This window comes from Actinomycetes bacterium (assembly GCA_035506535.1).
In the GTDB taxonomy this organism is placed as follows: Bacteria; Actinomycetota; Actinomycetes; order DATJPE01; family DATJPE01; genus DATJPE01.
Genome location: DATJPE010000082.1, coordinates 1 through 25,357 on the forward strand (window position 1 = coordinate 1; position 25,357 = coordinate 25,357).

Consider the following 25,357-nt stretch of genomic DNA (forward strand, 5'->3'; position numbering starts at 1 on the left):
CGGACGTACGGCCCTTCTCGACCCGCTTCAGCTCGTCCCAGCGCGCCTCGACGTGGGCGGCGGAGTCGGCGGTGGCGTCACCGAAGACGTGGGGGTGCCGGGCGATCAGCTTGTCGACGATCCCGCCGGCGACGTCGTCGATGTCCCACGACGGGTCGTGCTCCTCGGCGAGCCGCGCGTGGAAGACGACCTGCAGCAGCAGGTCGCCGAGCTCCTCGCGGAGTGCGGCGTCGTCACCGCCCTCGATCGCCTCGACGGTCTCGTACGCCTCCTCGAGCAGGTAGGTCACCAGCGAGGCGTGTGTCTGGGCGGCGTCCCAGGGACAGCCGCCCGGCGAGCGCAGGCGGTCCATGACCGCGACGAGGTCGAGCAACCGAGCCCCCCGGGGGGCCGGCTCGGGCGTCACGACGCCGCGGGCGAGGCGGCCGGGGTGGACGGCGCCGGGTTCGACGTACCCGGGCTGCTCGAGCTCGACGACTCCGGTGACGCCCCGGGCACGGCCGAGCCGGCGGGCAGGCTCAGGTCGTTGACCACCGGCAACAGCTGGAGGTTGGCCGGGTCCCACACGCCGTAGCGGGGGCTGACGGTGACTCCGAGCTCCTTGCCCAGCTTGACGAAGTAGGCCTGCAGCACCTGCTCCTGCTGGGCCTGGGACTGGCCGGGGGCGAGCTTGGCGGTCAGCTTGCGCTCGAGCAGGACGTCACCGGCGTACTGGTTCAACGCGCTCGGCGGGATGGACGCCTGCTGGGCGGCCTCCTGCTGGAGCTCGGCCAGCCCGCTGGTGCCCACGGTCTGGGAGATGAGCGTGGCGATCTCGCCCTGGGAGACCGTGATGCCCTCCCGAGCCGCCGCGGCGACGAGCAGCTCGTGGTGGATGAACCGCTCGACGTTGCGATCCATGATCGTCCCGGAGTCGGTGTTCTCGGGGGCGGCGCCGCCCATCGCCTGCAGGGTCTCCTTGGTGTCGGCCTGCACCTGCGACTCGGACAGGCGGGCCTGGCCGACGAAGGCGGCGGCGCCGGCCTGGCCGGGCTTGCAGGCGGAGAGCAGGAGCGGCAGGGTCAGCGCGGCGACGGCGACCGTGAGGCGCTTGTTCACTCGGTTCCCTTCCTGTCCTGGGCGGGCGGCGGATCGGCGGCGGCGGTCGATGCGGGGGAGATCACGGTGTCGATGACCTCCCTTGCCCAGTCCAGCAGTTCGGTGTCGCGCAGCGGCGTACCCGCGACGCGGGCGGTCGCCGGTCGCGGCAGGAGGATCGTACGGACCGCCGGCTTGACCACGCTCCCCGGGTAGAGCCGCGTCAGCCGGACCCGGGCCGAGTCGGGCAGCTCGACCGGGGCGAAGCGCACGCTGGTGCCCTGCACCGTGACCTCGGCCAGCCCCGCCTGGCGAGCGCGTGCCCGGAAGCGGGCGACCTCGAGGAGGTTCTCGACCGGACGCGGCAGCGGGCCGTAGCGGTCCAGCAGCTCCTCGCGGACCGCCACGACGTCCTCGTCCTTGGTGATGCCCGCGATGCGCTGGTAGGCCTCGAGCCGCAGCCGCTCGCCGGGGACGTAGTCGTGCGGCACGTGGGCGTCGACGGGCAGCTCGACCCGCACGTCCGCGACCTCCTCGACCTTCTCGCCGCGGTACTCCGCGACCGCCTCGCCGACCAGGCGGACGTACAGGTCGAAGCCGACGTCGGCGATGTGGCCGGACTGCTCGCCGCCCAGGAGGTTCCCCGCGCCCCGGATCTCCAGGTCCTTCATCGCCACGCGCATGCCCGCCCCGAGCTCGGTGTTCTGCGCGATGGTGGCCAGCCGCTCGTGGGCGGTCTCCGTCATCGGCTTCTCGGGCGGGTAGAGGAAGTACGCGTACGCGCGTTCGCGCCCGCGCCCCACCCGTCCGCGCAGCTGGTGCAGCTGGGACAGGCCGAAGGTGTCGGCACGCTCGACGACGAGGGTGTTGGCGTTGGCGATGTCGATGCCGGACTCGATGATCGTGGTGCAGACGAGGACGTCGAACTCCTTCTCCCAGAAGCCGACGATCACGCGTTCCAGGAGGTCCTCGTTCATCTGGCCGTGGGCCACCTGGATGCGCGCCTCGGGCACGAGGTCGCGCAGCCTCGCCGCAGCCCGCTCGATGGACTCGACCCGGTTGTGGATGTAGAAGACCTGACCCTCGCGCAGCAGCTCGCGCCGGATGGCCGCCGTGATCTGCCGGTCGTCGTAGGCGCCGACGTAGGTGAGGACGGGATGCCGTTCCTCCGGCGGCGTCGTGATCGTCGACATCTCCCGGATGCCGGTCACCGCCATCTCCAGCGTCCGCGGGATCGGCGTGGCCGACATGGTCAGGACGTCCACGTGGGTGCGCAGCGCCTTGAGGTGCTCCTTGTGCTCGACCCCGAACCGTTGCTCCTCGTCGACGACGACCAGGCCGAGGTCCTTGAACGTCACGCCGGTCCCGAGCAGGCGATGGGTGCCGATCACGACGTCGACGGCCCCTGACGCCAGGCCGGTGAGGACCTCCTCGGCCTCCTTGTCGGTCTGGAAGCGGGACAGCGCCGCGACCGTCACCGGGAAGTTCGCATACCGCTCCCCGAAGGTCTCCACGTGCTGCTGCACGAGCAGCGTGGTCGGGACGAGGACGGCGACCTGCTTGCCGTCCTGCACGGCCTTGAAGGCGGCCCGTACGGCGATCTCGGTCTTGCCGTAGCCCACGTCGCCGCAGACGATCCGGTCCATCGGGGCCGGCCGCTCCATGTCCGCCTTGACCTCCTCGATGGTGGAGAGCTGGTCCGGCGTCTCGACGTACGGGAAGGCGTCCTCCAGCTCTCGCTGCCAGGGGGTGTCGGGGCCGAAGGCGTAGCCGGGGGCGGCCATGCGCGCGCTGTAGAGCCGGATCAGCTCGCCGGCGATCTCCTTGACCGCCTTGCGCGCGCGCCCCTTCGCCTTGGCCCAGTCCCCGCCGCCGAGGCGGTGCAGGGCCGGGGCCTCGCCGCCGACGTAACGCGTGACCTGGTCGAGGGAGTCGCTCGGGACGTACAGCCGATCTCCGGGCTGGCCGCGCTTCGAGGGGGCGTACTCGATGACGAGGTACTCCCTGGTGGCGCCCTGCACCGTGCGCTGGACCATCTCGACGTAGCGGCCGACGCCGTGCTGCTCGTGGACGACGTAGTCACCGGCGCGCAGCTGGAGGGGGTCGACGACGTTGCGCCGCCGCGAGGGCATGCGCCGCATGTCCTTGGTGGACGTGGTCTGCCCGACGAGGTCGGCCTCGGTGAGGACGAGCAGCCTGAGCCCGTCGTGGGAGAAGCCGTGGTCGAGCTCGCCCGTCGTCACGATCGCGACGCCGGGCTCGACGTCGGAGGGCACGTCGACCTCGAGCCGGGCGGGGACGTCGGCGTCGGCGAGGCGTTCGGCCAGCCGCTGGGCGGGACCGTGGCCCTCGGTGACCAGGGCCACGGTCCAGCCCTCGCGCAGGGCGGCGCGTACGTCGGCCAGCGCGCGCGAGGTGTCTCCGCGGTAGGCCTCGGCGGCCCGGAAAGCCGCGACGAGCGCGTCGGTGGGCGCCGTCTCCTCGTCGAGGCCGAACGGAGTGACCGTCCACCAGGGAACCCCGACGGCGAGGGCGTGGGCGCGGACGTCGGTGAGGGTGCGGAACGCGGCCGCCCCGAGGTCCAGCGGCGTCTCGCCCCCGACCGCGGCCGCCGCCCAGGAGGCGGCGAGGAACTCCTCGCTCGTGGCCACGAGGTCGTGGGCGCGGGTCCGGACCCGCTCCGGGTCGGCGACCACGACGTGGGCGCCCGCGGGCAGGCGGTCGACGAGCAGCTCGAGGCCGTCGACGAGCACCGGGGCGAGGCTCTCCATGCCTTCCACCGCGATGCCCTCGGCGAGCTGCTCGAGGACGTCGGCCACGCTTGGGTGCTCGGCAGCGAGCGCCTTGGCGCGAGCACGTACCTCGGGGGTCAGCAGCAGCTCCCGGCACGGCGGCGCCCAGAGACCGTGCGGGGCGACCTCGAGGCTGCGCTGGTCGGCGACCTTGAACCAGCGGACCTCCTCGACCACGTCGCCCCAGAACTCGACCCGGACCGGGTGCTCCTCGGTCGGCGGGAACACGTCGAGGATCCCGCCGCGGACCGCGAACTCACCGCGCCGCTCGACGAGGTCGACCCGGGTGTACGCCGCCGCCGCGAGTGCCTCGACCACCTCGCCCAACGGCGCCTCGTCGCCGGGCCGCAGGCCGACCGGACGGAGGTCGCCGAGGCCGGGGACGAGCGGCTGGAGGACCGAGCGCACCGGGGCGACGACGACGCGCAGCGGACCTGTCGTCGGGTCGCTCGGGTCGGGGTGCGCGAGCCGGCGCAGCACGGCGAGCCGGCGGCCGACGGTGTCGGCCCGGGGCGAGAGGCGCTCGTGGGGCAAGGTCTCCCAGGCCGGGAAGTCCGCCACCTCATCCGGCGCGAGGAAGCAGCGCAGCGCGGCGGCGGTGTCCTCCGCCTCTCGACCGGTTGCCGTCACGAGCAGCACCGGCCGCCCGGCGCCGCTGGGCGGGTCGGCGGCGAGCAGCGCGGCCAGGGCGGGGCGAAGGGCAGGTGGGGCCACGACCTCCAGCGATGGCAGCCGCCCCGCCCCGCGCAGCATCTCCGCCACGGCGGCGTCGCGCCGGACGAGGTCCAGCAGTCCGGCCAGCGGCATGAGAGGAGGTCCTTCCACCATGGTTGCGTCCAGCGATCACGAGCCACCCGCGGTCGCGGCCGGGGATCACGTCGTCCGAGGAGACCCCGTACGTCCGACGCACCCGCACGTCCGGGGAGCCGGACACGTCCGAGGAGACCCCGTACGTCCGAGGACCTGGGACGTCCGAGGAACCCCGTACGTCCGAAGGGCTCGCGTTCCCAGCCTAGGCGGCGCCCCGTGTCAGCCGTTCACGCACGCGGCCTTGGCGAGGTGCCGGATAACGGGAGCCGCCCGGTGCCCTTGTCATGCGTTCTGACAAGGCGCCTTTGCGAAGCGCCTGACACGGGGCAGCGACGGCGGGTCAGCCGTTGAAGGCGTTCTGGGCGGCCTCGAGGCCCTGCTCGATCAATGCCTCGACCGCGTCCGCGGCTCGCTCGAGGTGCACGTCGAGGTCCTTGGCCTCGGCGGCGCTGAAGTCGCGCAGCACGTACACCGCGGGGTCCTGCCGGCCCGGCGGACGACCGATCCCGAACCGCACCCGCAGGTAGTCGGGCCCGAGCGCGCGGGTGAGCGAGCGCAGCCCGTTGTGGCCGTTGTCCCCGCCGCCCCGCTTGAGCCGCAGCACGCCGTAGTCGAGGTCGAGCTCGTCGTGGACGACGATGATCTGCTCGGCGGGGACCTTGAAGAAGTCGCGTACGGCGACGACGGGCCCGCCGGACTCGTTCATGTACGAGCGCGGCTTCGCGAGGACGACCCGCTGGCCCGCGATGCGACCCTCGAGCACCTCGGCCCGGCCCTTGTGCGCCTTGAAGCACCCGCCGAGGCGTTCGGCGAGGACATCCAGCACGAGATGCCCGACGTTGTGCCGGTTGGCGACGTACTCCGGCCCGGGGTTGCCGAGACCGACGACCAGCCAGGGGTCCAGGGTCAGGCCTCCTCGGCCGTCGCCGCCTCGGCCGGGGTCTCCGCCTCGCCCTCGGCGCCCTCGCTCACCTCAGCCTCGACGACCTCCGCCTGCGGCGCGAGGACGTGGACGACGAGGGTCTCCGGGTCCAGGAGGAGCGTGACGCCGTCCGACAGCGCCAGGTCGCCCGCGTGGACCGCGGTGCCGGGCTCGGCGCGGTCGAGGTCGACGACGATCTCGCTCGGGATCGCGGTGGCCGACGCCTCGACGTTGATCGTCGTGTGGGCGAGGTCGAGGATGCCGCCCGACCCGGGGGTCCCGGTGACGCGCAGCGGCACCTCGACGCTGACCCGCTCACCGCGCGTGACGATGACGAGGTCGACGTGCTCGAGGGTGAGCCGGACCGGGTCGCGCTGGACCGCCTTGGGCAGCGCGAGCTGCTTGCCCGACTCGAGGTCGAGCTCGAGGAGGACGTTGGGGTGCTTGAGGGCCAGCATGAGGTCGTGCTCGGGGAGGGAGACGTGGGTGGTGGCGTTCCCGTGGCCGTACAGCACGGCGGGCACCTTCGAGCCGCGCCGCAGCCGTCGGGCCGCGCCCTTGCCGAACTCGGTGCGGGACTCGGCGGCGATACGGAACTCGGGCATCGGGGTCGCTCCTGTCGTCAGGCGGTACGTGCGCCGCGCGGCGTACGGCGACAGCGTCCACTGACGACCGCGTCGATCACGAAGTCGCGACGCTGCGGCGCCGCCCTCCCTCGCCGGGGCGCCCCTGAGGATACGGGACCCCTGCCGCGCCCCCAAACCGCCCACCTCCCGCCGCCCGCCCCTGTCTTTGGAATGAACGCGGCGTTGTGGCGCTAGGTATGCAACAACGCCGCGTTCATTCAAAGAAAAGGGGGGCAGAGGACGAGGGGTGAGCTGGTCAGGCGTTGCCGTCGAAGAGGCTGGTGACCGAGCCGTCGTCGAAGACCTCACGGATGGCACGGGCGATCAGCGGGGCGATCGAGAGCACCGTCAGCTTGTCGAAGCGGCGCTCCTCGGGGATCGGCAGCGTGTTGGTGACCACGACCTCGCCGATGCGGGAGTTCTTGAGCCGGTCCACCGCGGGCCCGGACAGCACGGCGTGGGTGGCGGCGACCATGACCTCGGCGGCGCCGTTGTCGAACAACGCGTCCGCCGCCTTGATGATGGTCCCGGCCGTGTCGATCATGTCGTCGACCAGGACGCAGGTCCGTCCGGCCACGGCCCCGACGACCTCGTGGACCTTCACCTCGTTGGCGATGGTGGGGTCACGCCGCTTGTGGATGATCGCCAGCGGGGCGTTGAGGGTGTCGGTCCAGCGCTCCGCGACGCGCACCCGCCCGGCGTCCGGCGAGACGATGGTCAGCCGGGCCCGGTCGACGCGCGAGCCGACATGCTGGGCCAGCAGGGGCAGGGCGAACAGGTGGTCCACCGGCCCGTCGAAGAAGCCCTGGATCTGGCTGGTGTGCAGGTCCACCGTCATCAGCCGGTGGGCGCCGGCCGCCTGGAACAGGTCCGCGAGCAGCCGGGCGGAGATCGGCTCCCGCCCGCGGTGCTTCTTGTCCTGGCGGGCGTACCCATAGAAGGGGATCACCACGGTGATCCGCTTGGCCGAGGCGCGCTTCAGCGCGTCGACCATGATCAGGTGCTCCATGATCCACTTGTTGATGTCCGCCGTGTGCGACTGGATCACGAAGGCGTCGCTGCCGCGGACCGACTCCTCGAAGCGGACGAAGATCTCGCCGTTGGCGAAGTCGTACGCCGCCGTCGGCACGATGTCCACGCCGAGATGCTCGGCCACCTCGTGGGCGAGCTCAGGGTGAGCGCGGCCACTGAAGAGCTTGAGCGTCTTCTCCGTGGGGTTCTTGATGCCGGTCACGCCCCCTGCCCCTCGCGCTCGATGGTCGGCCTCTGGGACGTCGATTGTGCCGCCTCGGTGTGTGCGGCCTCGCCAGCCGCGCGGGCCTCCGCGCGGGCGGCGGCCTCCGCCGACGCCGTACCCGGTCGCTTGCGCCCGACCCACCCCTCGACGTTGCGCTGACGGCCCCTGGCGACCGCCATCGCCCCCGGCGGCACGTCCTTGTCGATCACGGAGCCCGCCGCGGTGTAGGCGCCGTCCCCCACCGTCACGGGCGCGATGAGCATGGTGTCGCTGCCGATACGTACGTGGTCCCCGACCACGCTCGCGTGCTTGGCCAGGCCGTCGAAGTTGACGAACACGGTGGCGGCGCCGATGTTCGTGCCCTCGCCGATGACCGCGTCGCCGACGTAGGACAGGTGGGGCACCTTCGAGCCCTCGCCGACGATCGAGTTCTTGATCTCCACGTAGGCCCCCGCCTTCGCACCGGCCTCGAGACGGCTGCCCGGACGCAGGTAGGTGAAGGGGCCGACGTTGGCCCGCGGGCCGATCTCGCTCTGATGGCACTCGGCTCGCACGACGGTGGCGTCCTCCCCCACGACGGTGTCGACGAGCGTCACGTCCGGCCCCACCTGCGCCCCGGACCGGATGACCGTGCGACCGTGCAGCTGGACGTTCGGGTGCAGGACGACGTCGGGCTCCAGGACCACGTCCGGGTCGATCCAGGTGCTCGCCGGGTCGACGACGGTCACGCCCTCCCGCTGCCACGACTCGACCGTGCGCTCGCGCAGGACCGCGCCCGCGGTGGCGAGCTGGACCCGGTCGTTGACGCCGATCACCTCCACTGGGTCGTCGGCAACGCAGGCGCCCACGACCCGGCCGTCGGCCTCGAGGACGTCGATGACGTCGGTGAGGTACTCCTCGCCCTGGACGTTGTCGGTCGTCAGCCGCTGCAGCGCGCCGGCCAGCGCCGTGCAGTCGAAGGCGTAGATCCCGCTGTTGACCTCGGGGATCGACAGCTGCTCCGGGGTCGCGTCGGCGACTTCGACGATCCCGCGCACGCGGCCCTCCTTGTCGCGCAGGATCCGCCCGAGGTCCGCCGGGTCGGCGAGCTCGGCGGTCAGGACGGTGGCGGACGCGCCCGCCTCGACGTGCTGCTCGACGAGACCCACCAGCGTCTCCCCGGTCAGCAGCGGCGTGTCGCCCGTGGTGACGACGACCGTGCCCTCCAACGGGGGCAGGGCCGCCAGGGCCACCGCCACGGCGTGGCCGGTCCCCAGCTGCTCGTGCTGGACGACGGTGCGCGCCGCGGGCGCGACGGCGCGTACGTGCTCCGCGACGAGCTCGCGCTCGTGGCCGACCACGACGACGAGGTGCTCCGGGGCCAAGGCGGCGGCCGCCGCGAGGACGTGACCGAGCAGGGAACGCCCACCGACCTCGTGCAGCACCTTCGGCGTACGCGAGCGCATCCGCGTGCCCTCGCCGGCAGCGAGGACGATGACGGCGGCCGGTCGGCTGGGGCTCACGCGGCTCCTCGGCGTCGAGGGTCGGGCGGGGTCGGTCGCGGACGTTGGCCGTCAGGCTACCTGCCGTTCACCCCCCTGCCGAGGGCCGGAGTCATCCCCGCGGGGGGTCCGCTCCGCCGCCTGGCCTCGATCCAGGACCTCCGAGCTTCAAAGGCTGGTGGGCTACCTGCTTACCCCACGGCGGATTGGCCGGACAGTTCCGGCGGACCCAAGGCTATCGGTGCGCCATCTGGCATCCCCGGCGCGCGACGCAGGCTCTCGAGCGCAGCGAACGCCCAGCGCTCGATCTTCTGGCACAGCTCACGCGCGTCCAGCACGGACACCGACAGCACACCCCGGGAAGACTCATCGACCCGACGGCGGTTCGTCTTGGCGTTGTGCCGCTTGATCGTGGTGCGGTAGCAGGCGGCGGGGTCGAGGTCGAGCTGCCGCACCCAGAACGCCAACGCGGCCTCGGCGTCGGCGGTCTCGTGAATCGTCAGGTGTGGTAACGGCGCCGGCTTCGCGGAACCTCGAGCAGGTCGAGCCAGGCGAGAAAGGCAGCCAGGACGAGCACATCCGAGTTGGTGAACTGCACCTGCTCGCGGCGGTCGTACGGCTTGTCCTTGCCACCCTCGCACCAGTACGCCATGGCTCCGAGGGCAAGCAGCGCCCTGGGTCGGTCATCCAGGCCAACTCTCGGGCGGCCGTCAACGTCGTCTGTTGACGCAGCCACTCGCGCCGGGACATGACACGAGAGGACGGCGCGCCAGGGCCGCCGGTACGTCGAGGTCGGGCGAGCGGCAGGTCGTGGACCCAGGTCCAGGCCGTCGAGCGGGCGATGCCGAGCTCAGCGGCGATCTCCGGGATCGAGTAGCCGGAGCGGCGCAGGCGCAGCGCCTGCTCACGCTCCTGCGCTGGGCGGCGTACGGTCATGGGGGCCTCCCCCGTGCTGAGCGGTGGCTCAGCCAGGACCGTGGCGCGGACCACCGACAGGAACCCTCGCGCACCTTGCGGACCTACGGTTGCGTAGGTTACGGTTGCGTAGCCATCCCGGCGCTGTGAGCGCCCCGACCGGAAGGTCCACCGTGACGCCTCCGACGCCCGTCGAGCTCGATGTCGCAACCGCCGACGTCGACACCCCCAGCGACGTCGAACGCCTGCGCGAGAACAACGCCTCCAGCGGCGTCCCGACCACCGAGCGAAAGCACGCCTGGGAGCAGGTCGCGCTGGTCGGCTTCGTCGTCGTGCCCTTCCTCGCCCTGCTCGCCGCGATCCCGGTCGCCTGGGGATGGGGAATCGGGTGGACCGACCTCATCCTCGCGTTCGTGTTCTACGTCGTGTCCGGCGCGGGCATCACCGTCGGGTTCCACCGCCACTTCACCCACGGGGCGTTCAAGGCCAAGCGTCCGCTGCGCATCGCGCTGGCGATCGCCGGCTCGATGGCGATCGAGGGTCCGGTCATCCGCTGGGTCGCCGACCACCGCAAGCACCACGCGCACAGCGACCGAGAGGGCGACCCGCACTCCCCCTGGCGCTACGGCGAGTCGTTCTGGGCGCTCACCAAGGGCCTCTACTACGCGCACGTCGGGTGGCTCTTCGACGTCGAGCAGACCAGCCGCGCGAAGTACGCCCCTGACCTGCTCAAGGACAAGGACATCGTCCGGATCTCCCGCAACTTCCCGTGGATCGTGGCCTTCTCGACCCTCGCCCCGGCCGTCATCGGCGGCCTGGTGACCTGGTCGTGGGTCGGCGCGCTCACCGCGTTCTTCTGGGCCGGGCTGGTACGGATCGCGCTGCTGCACCACGTGACGTGGTCGGTCAACTCCATCTGCCACGTCTACGGCACGCACCCGTTCAACTCCCGCGACCGTTCCGGCAACGTCAAGTGGCTGGCCCTCCCGTCCTTCGGGGAGTCGTGGCACAACATGCACCACGCGGACCCCACCGCGGCCCGCCACGGCGTCCAGCGGGGCGAGATCGACATCAGCGCGCGCATGATCCAGGCCTGCGAGAAGTTCGGCTGGGCCTATGACGTCCGCTGGCCCAAGCCGGAGCGCCTCGAGGCACGCCGCGCGACCACGTGACCGAACCGCTCGACGAGGGCCCGCACGACGCGCCGGTCGAACCACGCCGTGAGCCGGTGCCGATCCCGCGCGGGCGGATGTCCGGGAACGAGCGTCGGGCGCAGTTGGTCGAGGTCGGGCGCAAGCTGTTCGCGCAGAAGGGGCTCGAAGGCACCTCGGTCGAGGAGATCGCCAGCAAGGCCGGCGTCTCCAAGCCGGTCGTCTACGAGCACTTCGGAGGCAAGGAAGGCCTGTACGCCGTGGTCGTGGACCGCGAGATGCAGCGCCTGCTCGACGGCGTCACTGGTGCCCTCACGGGGGGGCATCCGCGAGAGCTGCTCGAGCAGGCGGCGATGGCGCTGCTCGACTACATCGACGCGGACCCGGACGGCTTTCGCATCCTGGTCCGCGACAGCGGGGTCGGCTCCTCGACCGGAACCTTCGCCAGCCTGATCAGCGACATCGCCTCCCAGGTCGAGCACCTGCTGGCGACCGAGTTCAAGACCCGGAACTTCGACCAGAAGCTGGCGCCGCTGTACTCGCAGGCCCTCGTCGGCATGGTCGCGCTCACCGGCCAGTGGTGGCTGGACACCCGCAAGCCGAAGAAGGCCGAGGTGGCCGCGCATCTGGTCAACCTCGCGTGGAACGGTCTGTCGCACCTCGAGGCCAAGCCCCAGATCCCGCGTTCCTGACCCGTCAGCCCGTGCCGTCGGCCCGTCGGCGGGCGACGGCGAAGAGGCGCCGGAAGGGCAGCACGGTCCCGTACGCGCGCTGCGGGTACGCGGTCCGCAGACGTGGCGCCAGGTCCGCCTCGAACTCGGCGGCCTCCTGCGCGTCGAGCACCGACAGGACCGGCCGCAGCGCGGTGCCGCGGACCCACTCGAGGACCGCGTCCCGTCCCTGCAGCACGTGCAGGTACGTGGTCTCCCAGGCGTCCACGTCGCAGCCGAGGCCGGCCAGCCGCTCGAGGTAGTCCTCCGGTGTCGCGACCGCCGGTTCACGGGCCGCCTCCTGCCCCAGGCGCTCGCGCCAGCGTGGCTGCGCTCGTACCTCGGCGATCGCCGTGTGCGACGGCGAGGCGAAGTTCGCCGGCACCTGGATCGCCAGCCAGCCGCGCGGGGAGAGGGCGTCCACCAGCCGGCCGAGCAGCTCGAGGTGCCCGGGCACCCACTGCAGCAGCGCGTTGGCCACCGCGACGTCGACCGCTCGTTCCGACGCCCAGCTGCGGACGTCGGCGAGCACGAACTCAAGGCGGGCGTCGATCGCGTGCTCCTGCGCTGCGGCCACCATGTCGGGCGAGCTGTCGACGCCGGTCACCATGGCCCCCGGCCAGCGCTGCGCGAGCTCGGCGGTGAGGTTGCCTGGCCCGCACCCGAGGTCGACGACCCACTGCGGGTCATCGGCGCCCACCCGCGCGAGCAGGTCGCGGAAGGGCCGCGCCCGCTCCGCGCCGTACCGCAGGTAGTGCTCCGGGTCCCACCGCATGGCCTCCGCCTCCGTTTCCCTCCGCTCCCCCGCCGCCTGCCGCGCCCGCCCCCTGCCGCCTGCCGCCTGCCGCGCCCGCCCCCCGCCGCGCCCTACTCCACCGACTCTTCCGAATGAACGCGGCGTTCTTCCAATAGGTCTGCAAGAACGCCGCGTTCATTGCAACGATCCCCCGGGTGACGGGAACTATCTCGACGTCGAGAGACCGCTCGTGACTAGGCTCACCGGCGTGCAGGAGCAGTCCGGGCGGGACGCGCGGGACGAGGTCGACCGCCTCGTCGAGGCGTGGCAACGGGAGCGCCCCGACCTGGACGTCTCGCCGCTGCGGGTGCTGAGCCGGATCAGCCGCCTGGCCAAGCACCTCGACCGTGCCCGGCGCGCGGCCTTCGGCGCGCACGACCTCGAGGCCTGGGAGTTCGACGTCCTGGCCGCGCTACGGCGCGCCGGGCCGCCGTACGTGCTCTCGCCCGGCCAGCTCGTCGACCGGACCCTCGTGACCTCGGGCACCATGACCAACCGCATCGACCGGCTGCAGGCCGGTGGGCTGGTCGAGCGCCTCCCCGACCCGAGCGACGGCCGCGGCGTCCGGGTCCGGCTCACCCCCGCCGGAAAGGCGCGGGTCGACGCCGCCCTGGCCGACCTGCTGACGCACGAGCGCAGCATCCTGGAGGTCCTCGAGCCGGCCGACCGGGACCGGCTGGCCGACCTCCTGCGCGACCTGGTGCACCCCTTCGAGGCCACCCGCGCCCCGGTGGACTCAGCGGGCAGCTGAACCCACGCCGAGCCGGACATCAACCAACGCCAGCCGGCATCAGCACGGCGTCGAGCGTGGCCTCGGCCCGACCTCGGCACGGCGTCAGCCGGTGTCCTCCACGACGCGGGCGCCGGCCACCGGCCCGTCGGCGCGGGCGACTGCGCGGCAGACGTCGGCCGCCGTCAGGGCGACCGCGAGATCCAGGGCGTGCTCCTCGTCACGGGCCAGGAAGGCGCACGTGGGGCCGGAGCCGGACACGATGGCGCCCAGCGCGCCGTACTCCTCGCCCACGTCGAGGGTCAGCCGCAGCCGCGGCCGCAGGGAGACCGCGGCCCGCTGCAGGTCGTTGGACAGGGAGCGCCCGAGGGCCACGGCGTCGCCCGCGCGCAACGCCGACATGAGCGCGTCAGAGACCTCCGGCTCCAGCCCGATGGCGGCCAGCCGGTCGTACTCGGCGTACACCTCCGCCGTGGACAGCCCGTGCTCGGCGAAGGCGAGCACCCAGTGGAACCGTCCCCGCGCGAGGGCGGAGGTGAGCCGGGTGCCCGTGCCGAGCCCGACCGCGGTCCCGCCGAGGAGCGCGAACGGTACGTCGGCACCGAGCCCCGCCGCCAGGGCCATCAGCTCGTGGCGCTCGAGGTGGGTCCCCCACAGCGCGTCGCACGCGAGCAGCGCGGCGGCGGCGTCGGCCGAGCCGCCGGCCATCCCCCCGGCCACCGGGATCGTCTTGCGCAGCTCGAGGTGCACGTCGGCGTCGACGCCGGTGGCCTCAGCGAGGGCGAGCGCGGCTCGCACCGCGAGGTTGTCGTCGCCGAGCGGGACGTCGCCGTCGCTGATCCCGGACAGCGAGACGCTCACCCGGCCCGATCCCGGGCTGGCCACCACCTCGTCGTAGAGGCCGACGGCGTGGAAGACGGTCACGAGGTTGTGGTAGCCGTCGGGACGTCTGGCGCCGACCGACAGCTGCAGGTTGACCTTGGCCGGGCTGCGCGCCGTCACCGCACGACGGTGGGCGGCGTGGATCGACCCGAGGTTGCTGGACACTGATCGAGACCCTAGGTCAGCCGAGCCTCGGCGAGCGACGTGAACTGCTCGAGGCTCAGCCGTTCGCCGCGCAGGCCGGGGTCGATGCCCGCCTGGCGCAGCAGCCGCTCCGCGGCCTCCGCCGAGCCGGCCCAGCCGGCCAGGGCGGCGCGCAGGCTCTTGCGCCGCTGCGCGAAGGCGGCGTCCACGACCGCGAAGACCTCCTCCCGGCTTGCTCTCGTCGCCGGCGGCGGACGGTGGTGGACGGCGACCAGCCCCGAGTCGACGCGCGGCGCCGGCCAGAAGACGCTGCGGCCGACGGCGCCGGACCGGCGGACCTCGCCGTACCAGCGCGCCTTGACGGACGGGACGCCGTACGTGCGGCTGCCGGGTTCCGCCGCCAGTCGCGCGGCGACCTCGGCCTGGACCATGACCAGGGTCCGCCGAAGGCTCGGCAGCAGCTCCCACAGGTGGAGCAGGACCGGCACGGCGACGTTGTACGGCAGGTTCGCGACGAGCGCGCTCGGCTGGTCATCCGGTACGCCCTGCAGGCGCAACGCGTCCTCGGTCAGCACCGTGAGGCGGGGCAGCAGCGCCGGCGCGCGAGACCCGACGGTGTCGGGCAGGGCCGACGCGAGCACGGGGTCCACCTCGACGGCGACCACTCGGCGGGCGACCTCGAGCAGGCCGAGGGTCAGCGAGCCCAGACCGGGCCCCACTTCGAGGACGACGTCGTCCGGACCGAGCTCGGCGGTACGCACGATGCGCCGCACGGTGTTGGCGTCGATGACGAAGTTCTGCCCGAGCTGCTTGGCCGGGCGAAGACCGAGTCGTGCTGCGATCGCGCGGACGTCGGAGGCACCGAGCAGCGGGGAACCCGCCGCCGGTGAGACCTCGCTCACGTGTAGAGCTGGGAACCGCAGACCGGCCAGGGGGAGGTTCCCCGGCGCTGGTAGAGCAGCTTGGCCCGCTTGGTCTGCTCGGCACGCGACGCATCGCGCGGGTTGCCCGTCCCGCCGACGGAGTGCCAGGTGCCGACCGAGAACTGATAGAGGCCGAAGTAGTCGCCGCCGCCGCCGACGGCGCGCGGGTTGTCACCGGACTCGCACACCGCGAGCGCGTGCCAGTTCAGGGAGTCGACGGAACGATGGCGCACGGTGCGCTTGGTGCCGTATCGCACGATGCTGGCGAGAGCGCCGCGGACGGTGGTCCGGTGCAGCACCGTCTTGCGGTACACCTTGCCGTCATGGAGCACGACCCGATAGGTGTACGCGACGATGCCGTTGCGACCGGATCGCACGAGCTTTGTCTTGCCCTTGGCCATCTTCGGGTCGGCCCGCCGGATGACCTGGTGGGCGACGGTGACTCGTGCGTGCTGGACCACATAGGTCACGCGGACGACGTGGATGTTCATGCCCGACCGCGTCGTCGCGGACTCTCCCGGGCGGACGAGGTCGTGGGCCCCGACGGTGACGTCCGCCTGTGCCAGTGCACCGCTGACGGTGTTCGCAGTGGTCATCAGTGACGTGGCCTGCCCGTCGTGGAAGACGTGGACGAGGTTCGCCGGGCGGGTCGAGGTCGAGGCGAGGGCGAGCGTGCGGGCCACCAGATGCTCGCCGGCCAGGCTGGGCTGCGAGGTGGCCAGGTCGCTCGAGGCCGAGTACGCCGTCACGGTGGCCGAGCCCGAATACGGCGCCGCCTCGTGCAGCGCTGCCGCGGAGTACGGCCCGGCCGCGCGTCGGTGCGACGCGGAGTCGGTGCCCGCGTGCAGGTACGCCGCCGTCCCGCCCACGAGGGCGGTGACGACGAGAGCGCGAGTCGCGAGCCCGGCGACACCGCCGGCTCTGCCCCGCGTCTCGTGCGGACGTACATGCGCGTGCATCAGGCTCCAGACCTCGCAGGGTCCGGGCACGGGAGGTGACCGAGGACCCGTTCACGACGCGCGGTGGTGACTGCCACGATCGGGCGCCACGCAGTGGTGGATCGGGTCCGCACGGTCACCGGGGTGGTTCCCGACCCCGGCCGACGACTCCGGCCGAACCTAGTCCACCGGCCGATGGGCGTACCACCCGATCAGAGGATTCTGTGGACTTCGTCACGCGATTCTGTGTGCCACCACGGGACGGATGGTTCAGATGTGACCGAAGGTGCGCGTGGTGGTCGCGTCGACAGCGCCGGCGAGATCCTCGACGGAGACGCCCTTGACCTCCGCCATGGCGCGCAACGTGTGCGGGATCAGGTACGAGGCGTTGGGCCGACCTCGATAGGGCGTGGGCGCGAGGAAGGGCGCATCGGTCTCCACGACGACCAGGTCCAGCGGCGCGACGACGAGTGCGTCACGTACCTGCTGCGCGTTGCGGAAGGTCACCGTCCCCGCGAACGACATCACCCACCCGCGGTCGGCGCAGATGCGGGCCAGCTCCGGACCGCCCGAGAAGCAGTGGAAGACGACGCGGTCCGGCGCGCCCTCGGAGTCCAGAACACGCACCACGTCGTCATGCGCGTCGCGGTCGTGAATCATCACCGGCTTGCCGTGGCGTTTGGCCATCTCGATGTGCCGGCGAAACGACTCCTCCTGGATCGGGCGCCCGTCCGGCGGAGTGCGGAAGTGGTCCAGCCCGGTCTCGCCGATGGCGCGCACGCACGGGTCGGACGCGAGATGGTCGATCTCCTCCCATGCCTGCTCGAGGGCGCTACGACCGTGCTCGGCGTACATCTGCGGCGCTTCGTTCGGATGCAGCGCGACGGTCGCCACGATGTGCTCGTACGTCGTCGCCGCGCGCACCGACCATCGCGAGCTGGGCAGGTCGCAGCCGACCTGCACGATGCCGCGCACACCGACGGACCTCGCGCGGCGCAACGCCTCCTCGACGTCGAGCCATGTCTCGCCGTCCCCGATGTCGAGATGGCAGTGCGAGTCGACGACCTCGCGAGGCAACGGTTCCGGCAGCTCGGGATAGGTCTGGTCGCGAGAGCCGTCCCGCCGCTGCCGAACGGGCTCAGCCGTCATGCGAGACCCTGCCGAGCACGACGGATCTGGTCGGCGTGGTCGTGTGCGTGGTCGGCGTAGATGCGCAACCAGTCGTCGATGGTGTAGGCGCCGGACTCCGAGTGCAGGCCGGCCCGCTCCCAGTCGATGTCGTCAGCCAGCGAACGCAGGATCTCGAGAGACGCGGCCCGCACCGCCGAGAACACGCCGAGCGCCGCGTCGACGGGACGATCGGCGTAGTGCAGCCGGACCGCCCATCCGGCCTCGTCGTATCCCTGGATCTGCGGCGTGCCCTCGTCGGCGATCAGTCGGCGCAGCCGCAGGTAGCTGTTCGTCTCGCTGTCGGCGAGGTGGTGCACCACCTGGCGCGCCGACCACTCCCCGGCCGCTGCCCGATCCATGTCCTCGGCCGACGCGCCCGCCAGAGCAGCACGAACCTGCGCGACACCGTCGGCGTAGCGAGCGAGCAGGTCCTCTCGGTCGTTCATGGTGCGGACTCCTCGTCGAGCCGCGGGAACAGCGCGGCGCCCTTGGCGAGCCGTGCTCCCGCACTCAGCTGCCCCCAGCGACCGGCGTCCTGGACCCGCTGGTCCGCGAGGTCCCCGAGCACCTCCTGCGCCCCGAGCATCGACCACAACCGCTGCGACGCGGTCGGCATCGTCGCGTGGTGCAGGACGGCGACGACACGCAGACCCTCGGCGGCGGTGGCGAGGATGGTGCCGACGCGAGCACGTACGACGGGGTCGGCGATCTCCTTCGCCAGCTTCCAGGGTTCCTGCGCCGTGAGATAGCCGTTCAACGTGGTCACCAGGTCTCCGACGGCGGCGATCCCGCCCGCGAAGTCGAGCACGAGGAAGCGCGCATCGGCTTCCGACGCCGCACGGGCCGCGGCGTCGGAGACATCGACCTCGGCTGGCGTGGGATCGACAGCCTCGGGGAGCACGCCGTCGAAGTAGCGGTCGGTCATGGCGGTGACCCGCGACGCGAGGTTGCCGAGCCCGTTCGCCAGTTCGGCGGTGTAGCGCGCGCTCATGTCCTCCCACGAGAAGGACCCGTCCTGCCCGAACTGGATCGCGCGCAGGAAGTACCACCGGAACGCATCGACCCCGAAGTGGTCGGTGATCTGCGACGGTGCGATCCCGGTGAGCTTGGACTTGCTCATCTTCTCGCCGCCGACGAGCAGCCAACCGTGGGCGAACACCTTGCGGGGCAAGGGAAGTCCGGCGGCGAGCAGCATCGCGGGCCAGATGACGGCATGAAAGCGGAGGATGTCCTTGCCGACGAGATGGACGTCGGCGGGGAACGTGGAGGCGAACTTCTCCGCGCCGGGGCTGCCCTCGGGGTCGTCGAGTCCCACTGCCGTGGCGTAGTTGAGCAGCGCGTCGAACCACACGTAGACGACCTGCGTCGGGTCCCACGGAACCGGGATGCCCCAGTCGAAGCTCGATCGCGAGATGGACAGGTCCTCGAGGCCCTGACGGATGAACGACAGCACCTCGTTGCGCGCACTCGCCGGCTCGACCGCTTCCGGGTGAGCCGCGTAGTGGTCGAGCAGCGCGTCGGCGTAGCGCGAGAGCCGGAAGAACCAGTTCGTCTCGGACAGCTGCTCGACGGGACGGCGATGGATCGCGCACACGAGCTGGCCGGCGAACTCGCCTTCGCCCTCCACGAGGTCGCCCGGGAGCTTGAACTCCTCGCAGTGGATGCAGTACGGCCCCTCGTAGTCGCCCTGGTAGATCTCGCCCTCGTCGTACAGCCCCTGCAGGAAGGTCTGGACGCGCTCGACGTGGCGGGGCTCGGTGGTACGGATGAAGTCGTCGTTGGCGATCCCAAGGTCGCGCCACAGCGGCCGCCACGCGGTGTCCACCAGCCGGTCGGCCCACGCCTGCGGGGTCTCGCCGTTGGCCTCCGCCGTGCGCAGCACCTTCTCCCCGTGCTCGTCGGTCCCGGTGAGGAACCACACGTCCTCGCCGCGCTGGCGATGCCATCGGGTCAGGACGTCGCCGGCCACCGTCGTGTACGCGTGCCCGATGTGCGGGGCGTCGTTGACGTAGTAGATCGGCGTCGTCAGGTAGAAGGCCTTCACTAGGTCAGGTTATCCAGCCCCGCCAGCCGGTTTCGTCGCGACGGACGCGGCGTAGACGCGGTTGCGCGGCACCCCGGTGTCCGCGGCCACCTCGGCGACCGCGTCCTTGCGGGACCTGCCCTCCCGCACCTGCTCGGCCACCATCTGCGCCAGCGCCGCGTCGTCGTACGTCGTCGCGGCGGCGGCGCCGCCGACCACGACGGTGACCTCACCACGAACGCCCGCCGCCGCCCACGCTGCCAGCTCGGCAAGCGGTCCGCGGCGGATCTCCTCGTAGGTCTTGGTCAGTTCCCGGCAGACCGCCGCCGGGCGCTGCTCGCCGAAGGCTCGCGCCATCGCGTCCAGGGACTCCGCGAGCCGGTGCGGTGCCTCGAAGAAGACCAGCGTCCTGGACTCGGTGGCCAGCGAGTGGAGGGCGCGGTCGCGTTCGCCGGCCCTGCGCGGCAGGAAACCCTCGAAGCAGAAACGGTCCACCGGCAGCCCGGAGACCGCTAGGGCGGTGAGCGCCGCCGACGGCCCCGGGACGGCGGTGACCCGTACGTCGTGCGCGACCGCGGCGGCGACCAGCCGGTAGCCGGGGTCGGAGACCGAGGGCATGCCGGAGTCGGTGACGACCAGCACCCGTTCCCCGTCCAGGAGCGCCTGGACGAGGGAGGGCGTACGCGCCTGCTCGTTGCCCTCGAAGAAGGACACGACCCGGCCCCCGATCGTGACCCCGAGGTCCCGGGCGAGGCGCCGTAGCCGTCGGGTGTCCTCGGCCGCGACGACGTCGGCCCGCGCGAGCTCCTCGCGCAGCCGCGGGGAGGCGTCGGCCGGGTCACCGAGTGGTGTCGCGGCCAGCACCAGCAGTCCAGCCATCCCCCGTGCCTACCACGCCCCGGACCCCGGCAGCGCCCCGGACCCGGGCAGCGCCGCGATGCCGGGCCGAGTCGTGGCGCTGTGGCCGGGTCGCGACGCGGGGCCGGTGGCGGCGGCGGCTTACGATGCTCGGCGTGACGGCGACGCTCGAGCGACCCACGGGGTCGCCGCCCCCGGTACCGCCCTCGGCCGAGGTCACCGCGCATGCCGAGGACCTGCGCGACCGGCTGAGCCCGCCCTTCCCCTCGCGGGGCATCCGGGGCTGGATCGGGCCGCTCGCGGTGACCGCGCTGGCGTTCTTCCTGCGGATCTGGCACATCTCCTCGCCGCGCGCGTTCGCCTTCGACGAGACGTACTACGCCAAGGACGCCTGGTCCCTGCTGCACTTCGGCTACGAGCGGCAGCCGGTCGCCAACGCCGACAACATCTTCTTGTCCGGCAACGGCCACATCTTCGGCACCTCGCCCGAGTGGGCGGTCCACCCCCCGCTCGGCAAGTGGGTGATCGCCGTCGGGGAGCTGTTCTGGGGGATCACCCCGTTCGGCTACCGGATCATGTCGGTCGTCTTCGGCACGGTCAGCGTGCTCGTCCTCTCGCGGACGGCCCGCCGCATGTTCCGCTCGGACCTGCTCGGGACCGCCGCCGGGCTGCTGCTGGCGCTGGACGGGCTGGCCATCGTGATGAGCCGGGTGTCGATGCTCGACATCTTCCTCATGGCGTTCGTCCTCTTCGCCTTCGCCTGCCTGGTCCTCGACCGGGACCGGGTACGCGCCCGGCTGCTCGACTGGTCGCTGGCGACGATGGCCAGTACGTCGGAGCCGGGGCCGCCGCCACGCGACGCGCTCGGCCCCGGGCTCGGCGTACGTCCCTGGCGGCTGCTGGCGGCGTTCTTCCTCGGCTGCGCCTGCGCCACCAAGTGGAGCGGCGTCTATTACCTGGTCGGTTTCGCCGCGATGTCGTGGCTCTGGGACCGGTCGGCGCGTCGCGCCGCGGGGATCGCGCACCCGACGCTCGCGAGCGGGAGCAAGGACCTGCTGGCCAACGTCGGGTCGTTCTTCCCCCTCGCCTTCGTCGTCTACACCGTCAGCTACACCGGGTGGTTCGTCAACAAGGGTGCCTACCTGCGCGACTGGGCGGCGACGGCCGGGGCGCAGACGAAGTACCCGTGGATTCCGGACGTGATCCGTAGCTGGTGGCACTGGCACGCGGTGACGCTGAACTTCCACGACCACCTCTACACCCCGCACGCCTACGAGGCCGGCCCCGGCAAGTGGATCATCATGGCGCGGCCGACGCAGATGTACGCGGTCTACCCGAAGTGCCCGTGGAACCCCTCGATCGACTGCGCCGCCGACATCGTCTCCCTCGGCAACCCGATCATCTGGTGGACCGGCTGCGTGGCCTTCCTCTGGTGCGTGTGGCTGCTGCTGAGCCGGTGGGACTGGCGGGCCGGCGCCACCCTCATGGGCCTCGCGGCCGGGTGGCTGCCGTGGTTCTGGAACCTCAAGCGCACGACGTTCACGACGTACGCCGTCATCTTCGTGCCCTACGTCGTGCTCGCCTGCGTCATCGCGCTCGCGTCGGTCATCGGTCCCGCCCGTGCCTCGCCGATGCGGCGCACGATCGGAGCGGCCGTCGCCGGCAGCTGGGTTCTGGTCGTCCTCGTGGTCTCCCACATCCTCTTCCCGGTGTGGACGGGAGAGCTGATCACGCGGGTCCACTGGAACCACCTCATGTGGTTCCGCAGCTGGATCTAGGGGGCACTCATGCCGGCACCGCCGTACGCCGTCACCGGAGCCACCGGCCAGATCGGCGGACGGGTCGCGAGAGCCCTCGCAGCGGCCGGGGCTGCCCAGCGGCTGGTGGTCCGGGACTCCTCCCGGGCGCCGAGGCTCCCGGGTGCCGAAGTGGCCGTCGCGTCCTACGACGACGCCGAGGCCATGCGGTCGGCGTTCGGCGGCGTCGAGACGCTCTTCATGGTCTCGGGCGAGGAGAACCCCGACCGCCTCGCGCAGCACCTGCGCTGCGTCGACGCCGCGGTGGCCGCGGGCGTCCGGCGCATCGTCTACACGTCGTACTTCGGGGCGGCACCTAATGCCACCTTCACCCTGGCCCGCGACCACTGGGCCACCGAGGAGCACATCAGGGCGAGCAGACTGGGCTGGACGTTCCTGCGGAACAACCTCTACGCGGACTTCTTGCCTCTCATGGTCGGCGAGGACGGCGTCATCCGCGGTCCCGGCGGGGATGGTCGGGTCTCGGTGGTCGCGCGCGATGACGTGGGCGCCGTCGCGGCGCGGGTCCTGCTCGACGTCGGCCGTCACGACGGGACGACGTACGGCCTCACCGGACCGGAAGCGCTGTCCTTCGACGAGATCGGGCACCTGCTCTCCGGCGCCGTGGGTCGCCCGATCAGCTATCAGGACGAGACCCTGGAGGAGGCGTACGCCTCGCGTGCCAGGTACGCCGCCCCGGCGTGGCAGGTGGACGCGTGGGTGAGCATGTACGTCGCCATCGCCGCCGGCGAGATGGCGGAGGTCACCGATGCGATCCCGCGCGTGCTCGGCCGCCCGGCGACCCCCTTCGTCGAGGTCGTCGCGCGCGGCTGACCGGCCGCTGGACCGCTGCGGGCGGGTCACCGTCGCAGCGGTGATCGTTCGGGGCGCCTGAAGCGCCACTGGTCACCGGATCGAGTGATGGTCAGGTCCTGGGCGTGGGCGTGGTCGTGGTGGGCCCAGCAGAGCAGGATCGAGTTCGCGACCGAGGTCGGTCCGCCCAGCGCCCAGGGGATGACGTGGTGCACCTCGCACATCCTTGGCGGGGCGTGGCAGCCGGGGTAGGTGCAGTGCTCGTCCCGGGCGATCACAGCGCGCCGCTGCTGCGGGGTGACGGTGCGACGGGCGCGCCCGACGTCGAGCGGCTCGCTGGCGGGGCCGAAGACGATGCGCGTGACCTCGGCGTCGCAGGCGATGCGGTCCAGCACCACTCTGGGGATCGGGGTCTGGGTGTTGGTGAGGGTGGCGGGGTCGACGCCGGCGGCGTGCGCAGCGGCGACCAGGGTGGGGTAGTCGACGGTGACGTTCAGGTGGGGGCGCACGACCGCGTCGCGGGCGTGCTGCCCGCTGTCGAGGGCGAAGCGGGCCATCGCGGTCAGCGCGTCGGCGGCACGACGACGCGGGGTGCGGGTGTCGCCGGCGTCCGGAACGCCGGTGATGGCACGCAGGGCGGTGCGCAGCAGCTCACCGCTCTCGTGCGAGACGAAGCCACTGATGTCGGTGCCGTCGGTGGTGTCCGCGAGCTCCAGCCAGTACCCGTCCCGGCTGCGCTCACGCGCGGCGTAGCTGCGGTCGTCGGCGTCGGGATCGACGCGGTAGCCCCAGTACCGCAGCGCGCGCGAGAATGCCCAGCAGTCCAGCTCGGCGGCCTTGTCGAGCAGGAACGCCTCCCCGGTCTCGGGGTCCTCGAGAGCGGCGATGCGCGCGGGGGAGGTCGGGGCGTGCCGGGCGAGCAGCTTGGCCTTGTCCAGGGAGAGCCGACCCGCGCACAGCGCGGCGGCGGTCAGCGGCAGGTGCTCGCGCAGGGTCTCGGCGAAGGCCAGGTCGCCGCGCTGGGTGCCGAGCGTGGTGTCCTCGCTGCGCGCCAGCGCGGCCGGCATCGAGCGGGAGCCGTCCAGCGCCCACGACCCCGAGGAGGACACGTTGGCCAGGGCGGCCGCACGTACCCCGGCCAGGCGGCTCATCACACCCCCGATCCCCGCGGCGAGCTCCTGCGCCTCACTGCCCGACATCGCCGCCACATCCAGGGCGGCGAGCCGGTCGGTGATAGCCGCCAGCTCGTTGAGGACCTGCATCACGACTCCCCCGGTATTCGAACGTCTGTATGAACAGTAGGGGAGCCCACCGACAGACCCAAGCCCCAGATCCCAGGCTGTGGAAACAGATTCGGCCGGTCTGGCCGGACGCCGCGCGCCGGCGGAGAACGCCCGCGCGGGTCTAGCCGAGAGGCAGGTCCTGCGAGGCCTTCGTCCGCCACTGCGCGTCCGGGGCGGCGGCGCGTACGAGCCGGATCGCCCGCTCGAAGTACGTGATGAGTCCGGGGTCGGTGACCAGGGCGCCTTCTCGCCGCACCGCCTCGAGCCAGGCCAGGTCGCGCGCGACATAGGCGACATAGGCCTGCTTGGCTCGTACGAGGCCGCGGTTCCACGGCATCACCCGCAGGCGCGAGCACGCCCGCTGCGCCTTGCGCACGTCGGCCGCGCCGGACGCGGCGGCTCGCCGGACCAGCGACGAGGAGAGCACCCGGTCCGTGCTGACCGGGGCCGTCGGGTCCGAACGTGCCCCGATCGTCGCCAGGGCTGCCGTGGACACCGCGCCCTGCGCCGAGCCGATGCACGAGATCAGCGCCGCGTACTCGCGGGAGCGCTCGTGGCGCTGTGCCCAGAGCGCCCCTGAGGACAGGACCAGTGCCAGCACCGCGACCAGCGAGGTGACCACACGAAGCCGTCGGCTCATGCCGGTGCGGGGGCTGCCGGCCAGCACCTCGACGTCGTCGTCGACCCGGACCCCGTCCGCCCAGTCCGCCGGTTCCCACCTCGAGTCGGCGGGTACGTCGACCAGCCCGGGGTCGGGGTCGGTCGCCGGCCACGTCGCCATGCCCCTAGTCTGCGACACTCCATCCCATGGCAGCGGTCCCGCCCGTCCGTCATCTGATGCGGGCCAAGGATCTCGCCGACGCGCGCTTCTTCGAGCCGCTGGGCGTCGACGACCTGGCCCGGGCGGCCGGGCTGTCGCGCGCGCACTTCAGTCGGGAGTTCCGGCGCTGGTTCGGCGAGTCGCCGCATACCTACCTGCTGACTCGACGGCTGGAACGCGCCGCCGCCCTGCTGCGCAACACCGACCGCTCCGTGGCCGAGATCTGCATGGCGGTGGGACTCGCGAGCGTGGGCTCGTTCACGTCGTCGTTCACGCGGACATACGGGATGCCGCCGACGGCCTACCGCGCGACGTACCCGCCGGCGGTGACCCACGCGAGGCTGCCGACGTGCGTCCTGCGGGCGTACGGCCGTCCGGCGCCGGTCGGCACGACCCGCGCCCTTTCGCCGGAGGAGACAGCACACCAGGAGAAGACCAGGGTCCTCACGCCCGCCTAGCC

At 72.3% G+C, this 25,357-nt stretch carries 24 protein-coding genes, 1 tRNA gene and 1 pseudogene; 6 read left to right on the forward strand and 20 right to left on the reverse strand.

Translation table 11 applies throughout. The annotated features are described in order from the left end of the window. From VMI11_13315 to VMI11_13360, 10 genes and pseudogenes are all read right to left on the reverse strand, one after another. Window positions 1–382, reverse strand: a pseudogene (locus tag VMI11_13315) (MazG family protein). 20 nt (window positions 383–402) lie between these two features. Then, window positions 403–1,098 carry a hypothetical protein gene (locus tag VMI11_13320; GenBank protein HTY73385.1) on the reverse strand — a complete coding sequence of 232 codons (696 nt, stop codon included), beginning with the start codon at window positions 1,096–1,098 and terminating at the stop codon, window positions 403–405. Beyond that, a complete protein-coding gene (gene mfd, locus VMI11_13325) occupies window positions 1,095–4,676 on the reverse strand; it encodes a transcription-repair coupling factor (protein HTY73386.1) in 3,582 nt (1,193 codons plus the stop codon). Before mfd ends, VMI11_13320 begins: the two co-directional genes overlap by 4 nt. A 343-nt stretch (window positions 4,677–5,019) precedes the next feature. Next, the gene (gene pth, locus VMI11_13330; protein ID HTY73387.1) at window positions 5,020–5,589 is read right to left on the reverse strand and encodes an aminoacyl-tRNA hydrolase; all 570 of its coding nucleotides are present in this window, start codon (window positions 5,587–5,589) and stop codon (window positions 5,020–5,022) included. Then, a complete protein-coding gene (locus VMI11_13335) occupies window positions 5,586–6,206 on the reverse strand; it encodes a 50S ribosomal protein L25/general stress protein Ctc (protein HTY73388.1) in 621 nt (206 codons plus the stop codon). Before VMI11_13335 ends, pth begins: the two co-directional genes overlap by 4 nt. A gap of 277 nt (window positions 6,207–6,483) precedes the next feature. After that, complete coding sequence (locus VMI11_13340; protein HTY73389.1) at window positions 6,484–7,461, reverse strand: ribose-phosphate diphosphokinase; 978 nt, start codon at window positions 7,459–7,461, stop codon at window positions 6,484–6,486. Beyond that, on the reverse strand, window positions 7,458–8,966 hold the full coding sequence (gene glmU / locus VMI11_13345) for a bifunctional UDP-N-acetylglucosamine diphosphorylase/glucosamine-1-phosphate N-acetyltransferase GlmU (GenBank protein ID HTY73390.1): 1,509 nt from the start codon (window positions 8,964–8,966) through the stop codon (window positions 7,458–7,460). The genes VMI11_13340 and glmU overlap by 4 nt, the downstream gene beginning before the upstream one ends. A gap of 111 nt (window positions 8,967–9,077) precedes the next feature. Further along, a tRNA-Gln gene (locus VMI11_13350) sits at window positions 9,078–9,151 on the reverse strand. Continuing rightward, the gene (locus VMI11_13355) at window positions 9,137–9,400 is read right to left on the reverse strand and encodes a hypothetical protein (protein HTY73391.1); all 264 of its coding nucleotides are present in this window, start codon (window positions 9,398–9,400) and stop codon (window positions 9,137–9,139) included. Before VMI11_13355 ends, VMI11_13350 begins: the two co-directional genes overlap by 15 nt. A gap of 44 nt (window positions 9,401–9,444) precedes the next feature. Continuing rightward, complete coding sequence (locus VMI11_13360; GenBank protein HTY73392.1) at window positions 9,445–9,597, reverse strand: hypothetical protein; 153 nt, start codon at window positions 9,595–9,597, stop codon at window positions 9,445–9,447. 508 nt (window positions 9,598–10,105) lie between these two features. On the opposite strand from VMI11_13360, the gene VMI11_13365 reads away from it, so the two are divergent. Together VMI11_13365 and VMI11_13370 are read left to right on the forward strand one after the other, a co-directional pair. After that, a complete protein-coding gene (locus tag VMI11_13365; GenBank protein HTY73393.1) occupies window positions 10,106–11,032 on the forward strand; it encodes an acyl-CoA desaturase in 927 nt (308 codons plus the stop codon). A gap of 77 nt (window positions 11,033–11,109) precedes the next feature. Beyond that, on the forward strand, window positions 11,110–11,703 hold the full coding sequence (locus VMI11_13370; protein HTY73394.1) for a TetR/AcrR family transcriptional regulator: 594 nt from the start codon (window positions 11,110–11,112) through the stop codon (window positions 11,701–11,703). A 4-nt stretch (window positions 11,704–11,707) separates the two neighbouring features. On the opposite strand, the gene VMI11_13375 is transcribed toward VMI11_13370, so the two are convergent. Beyond that, window positions 11,708–12,496 (reverse strand): trans-aconitate 2-methyltransferase, encoded by a 789-nt coding sequence (locus tag VMI11_13375; GenBank protein HTY73395.1) that lies wholly within the window; start codon window positions 12,494–12,496, stop codon window positions 11,708–11,710. Window positions 12,497–12,725: 229 nt separating this feature from the next. Between VMI11_13375 and VMI11_13380 the strand changes: the two genes are divergently transcribed. Beyond that, a complete protein-coding gene (locus tag VMI11_13380; protein HTY73396.1) occupies window positions 12,726–13,268 on the forward strand; it encodes a MarR family transcriptional regulator in 543 nt (180 codons plus the stop codon). Window positions 13,269–13,352: 84 nt separating this feature from the next. Here the strand turns inward: VMI11_13380 and VMI11_13385 are convergent, their stop codons facing one another. The 7 genes from VMI11_13385 to rsmI form a co-directional block, all read right to left on the reverse strand. Next, window positions 13,353–14,294, reverse strand: coding sequence for a 4-(cytidine 5'-diphospho)-2-C-methyl-D-erythritol kinase (locus VMI11_13385; protein HTY73397.1), 942 nt, complete (start codon window positions 14,292–14,294; stop codon window positions 13,353–13,355). A gap of 11 nt (window positions 14,295–14,305) precedes the next feature. After that, complete coding sequence (rsmA, locus tag VMI11_13390) at window positions 14,306–15,175, reverse strand: 16S rRNA (adenine(1518)-N(6)/adenine(1519)-N(6))-dimethyltransferase RsmA (GenBank protein HTY73398.1); 870 nt, start codon at window positions 15,173–15,175, stop codon at window positions 14,306–14,308. Continuing rightward, window positions 15,172–16,185, reverse strand: a complete 1,014-nt coding sequence (locus tag VMI11_13395; GenBank protein ID HTY73399.1) for a transglycosylase family protein — start codon at window positions 16,183–16,185, stop codon at window positions 15,172–15,174. Before VMI11_13395 ends, rsmA begins: the two co-directional genes overlap by 4 nt. Before the next feature lie 219 nt (window positions 16,186–16,404). Beyond that, window positions 16,405–17,283 (reverse strand): TatD family hydrolase, encoded by an 879-nt coding sequence (locus tag VMI11_13400; GenBank protein HTY73400.1) that lies wholly within the window; start codon window positions 17,281–17,283, stop codon window positions 16,405–16,407. Next, window positions 17,280–17,750 carry a DinB family protein gene (locus tag VMI11_13405; GenBank protein ID HTY73401.1) on the reverse strand — a complete coding sequence of 157 codons (471 nt, stop codon included), beginning with the start codon at window positions 17,748–17,750 and terminating at the stop codon, window positions 17,280–17,282. Before VMI11_13405 ends, VMI11_13400 begins: the two co-directional genes overlap by 4 nt. Continuing rightward, window positions 17,747–19,348 (reverse strand): methionine--tRNA ligase, encoded by a 1,602-nt coding sequence (gene metG, locus VMI11_13410; protein ID HTY73402.1) that lies wholly within the window; start codon window positions 19,346–19,348, stop codon window positions 17,747–17,749. Before metG ends, VMI11_13405 begins: the two co-directional genes overlap by 4 nt. Before the next feature lie 9 nt (window positions 19,349–19,357). Next, the gene (rsmI, locus tag VMI11_13415) at window positions 19,358–20,206 is read right to left on the reverse strand and encodes a 16S rRNA (cytidine(1402)-2'-O)-methyltransferase (protein ID HTY73403.1); all 849 of its coding nucleotides are present in this window, start codon (window positions 20,204–20,206) and stop codon (window positions 19,358–19,360) included. 134 nt (window positions 20,207–20,340) lie between these two features. Between rsmI and VMI11_13420 the strand changes: the two genes are divergently transcribed. Beyond that, on the forward strand, window positions 20,341–21,963 hold the full coding sequence (locus VMI11_13420; GenBank protein HTY73404.1) for a phospholipid carrier-dependent glycosyltransferase: 1,623 nt from the start codon (window positions 20,341–20,343) through the stop codon (window positions 21,961–21,963). A 9-nt stretch (window positions 21,964–21,972) separates the two neighbouring features. Beyond that, on the forward strand, window positions 21,973–22,815 hold the full coding sequence (locus tag VMI11_13425) for an SDR family oxidoreductase (GenBank protein HTY73405.1): 843 nt from the start codon (window positions 21,973–21,975) through the stop codon (window positions 22,813–22,815). Between the two features lie 26 nt (window positions 22,816–22,841). On the opposite strand, the gene VMI11_13430 is transcribed toward VMI11_13425, so the two are convergent. Both VMI11_13430 and VMI11_13435 read right to left on the reverse strand, forming a co-directional pair. Then, window positions 22,842–24,056, reverse strand: a complete 1,215-nt coding sequence (locus VMI11_13430; protein ID HTY73406.1) for a DUF222 domain-containing protein — start codon at window positions 24,054–24,056, stop codon at window positions 22,842–22,844. A 142-nt stretch (window positions 24,057–24,198) separates the two neighbouring features. After that, window positions 24,199–24,858: a hypothetical protein gene (locus VMI11_13435; protein HTY73407.1), complete on the reverse strand. Its 660-nt coding sequence runs from the start codon at window positions 24,856–24,858 to the stop codon at window positions 24,199–24,201. A 26-nt stretch (window positions 24,859–24,884) separates the two neighbouring features. On the opposite strand from VMI11_13435, the gene VMI11_13440 reads away from it, so the two are divergent. Continuing rightward, on the forward strand, window positions 24,885–25,355 hold the full coding sequence (locus VMI11_13440; GenBank protein HTY73408.1) for a helix-turn-helix transcriptional regulator: 471 nt from the start codon (window positions 24,885–24,887) through the stop codon (window positions 25,353–25,355). The last annotated feature ends 2 nt before the right edge of the window (window positions 25,356–25,357 follow it).

Excerpts from the sequence above, each read along its gene's own strand:
- VMI11_13425 (HTY73405.1), top strand. The coding sequence starts at position 21,973 with ATGCCGGCACCGCCGTACGCCGTCACCGGAGCCACCGGCCAGATCGGC.
- VMI11_13335 (HTY73388.1), bottom strand. The coding sequence starts at position 6,206 with ATGCCCGAGTTCCGTATCGCCGCCGAGTCCCGCACCGAGTTCGGCAAG.
- mfd (HTY73386.1), bottom strand. The coding sequence starts at position 4,676 with ATGCCGCTGGCCGGACTGCTGGACCTCGTCCGGCGCGACGCCGCCGTG.
- VMI11_13435 (HTY73407.1), bottom strand. The coding sequence starts at position 24,858 with ATGGCGACGTGGCCGGCGACCGACCCCGACCCCGGGCTGGTCGACGTA.
- VMI11_13375 (HTY73395.1), bottom strand. The coding sequence starts at position 12,496 with ATGCGGTGGGACCCGGAGCACTACCTGCGGTACGGCGCGGAGCGGGCG.
- VMI11_13360 (HTY73392.1), bottom strand. The coding sequence starts at position 9,597 with ATGGCGTACTGGTGCGAGGGTGGCAAGGACAAGCCGTACGACCGCCGC.
- VMI11_13400 (HTY73400.1), bottom strand. The coding sequence starts at position 17,283 with ATGACGGCTGAGCCCGTTCGGCAGCGGCGGGACGGCTCTCGCGACCAG.
- VMI11_13440 (HTY73408.1), top strand. The coding sequence starts at position 24,885 with ATGGCAGCGGTCCCGCCCGTCCGTCATCTGATGCGGGCCAAGGATCTC.
- VMI11_13430 (HTY73406.1), bottom strand. The coding sequence starts at position 24,056 with ATGCAGGTCCTCAACGAGCTGGCGGCTATCACCGACCGGCTCGCCGCC.
- rsmI (HTY73403.1), bottom strand. The coding sequence starts at position 20,206 with ATGGCTGGACTGCTGGTGCTGGCCGCGACACCACTCGGTGACCCGGCC.
- VMI11_13370 (HTY73394.1), top strand. The coding sequence starts at position 11,110 with ATGTCCGGGAACGAGCGTCGGGCGCAGTTGGTCGAGGTCGGGCGCAAG.
- VMI11_13405 (HTY73401.1), bottom strand. The coding sequence starts at position 17,750 with ATGAACGACCGAGAGGACCTGCTCGCTCGCTACGCCGACGGTGTCGCG.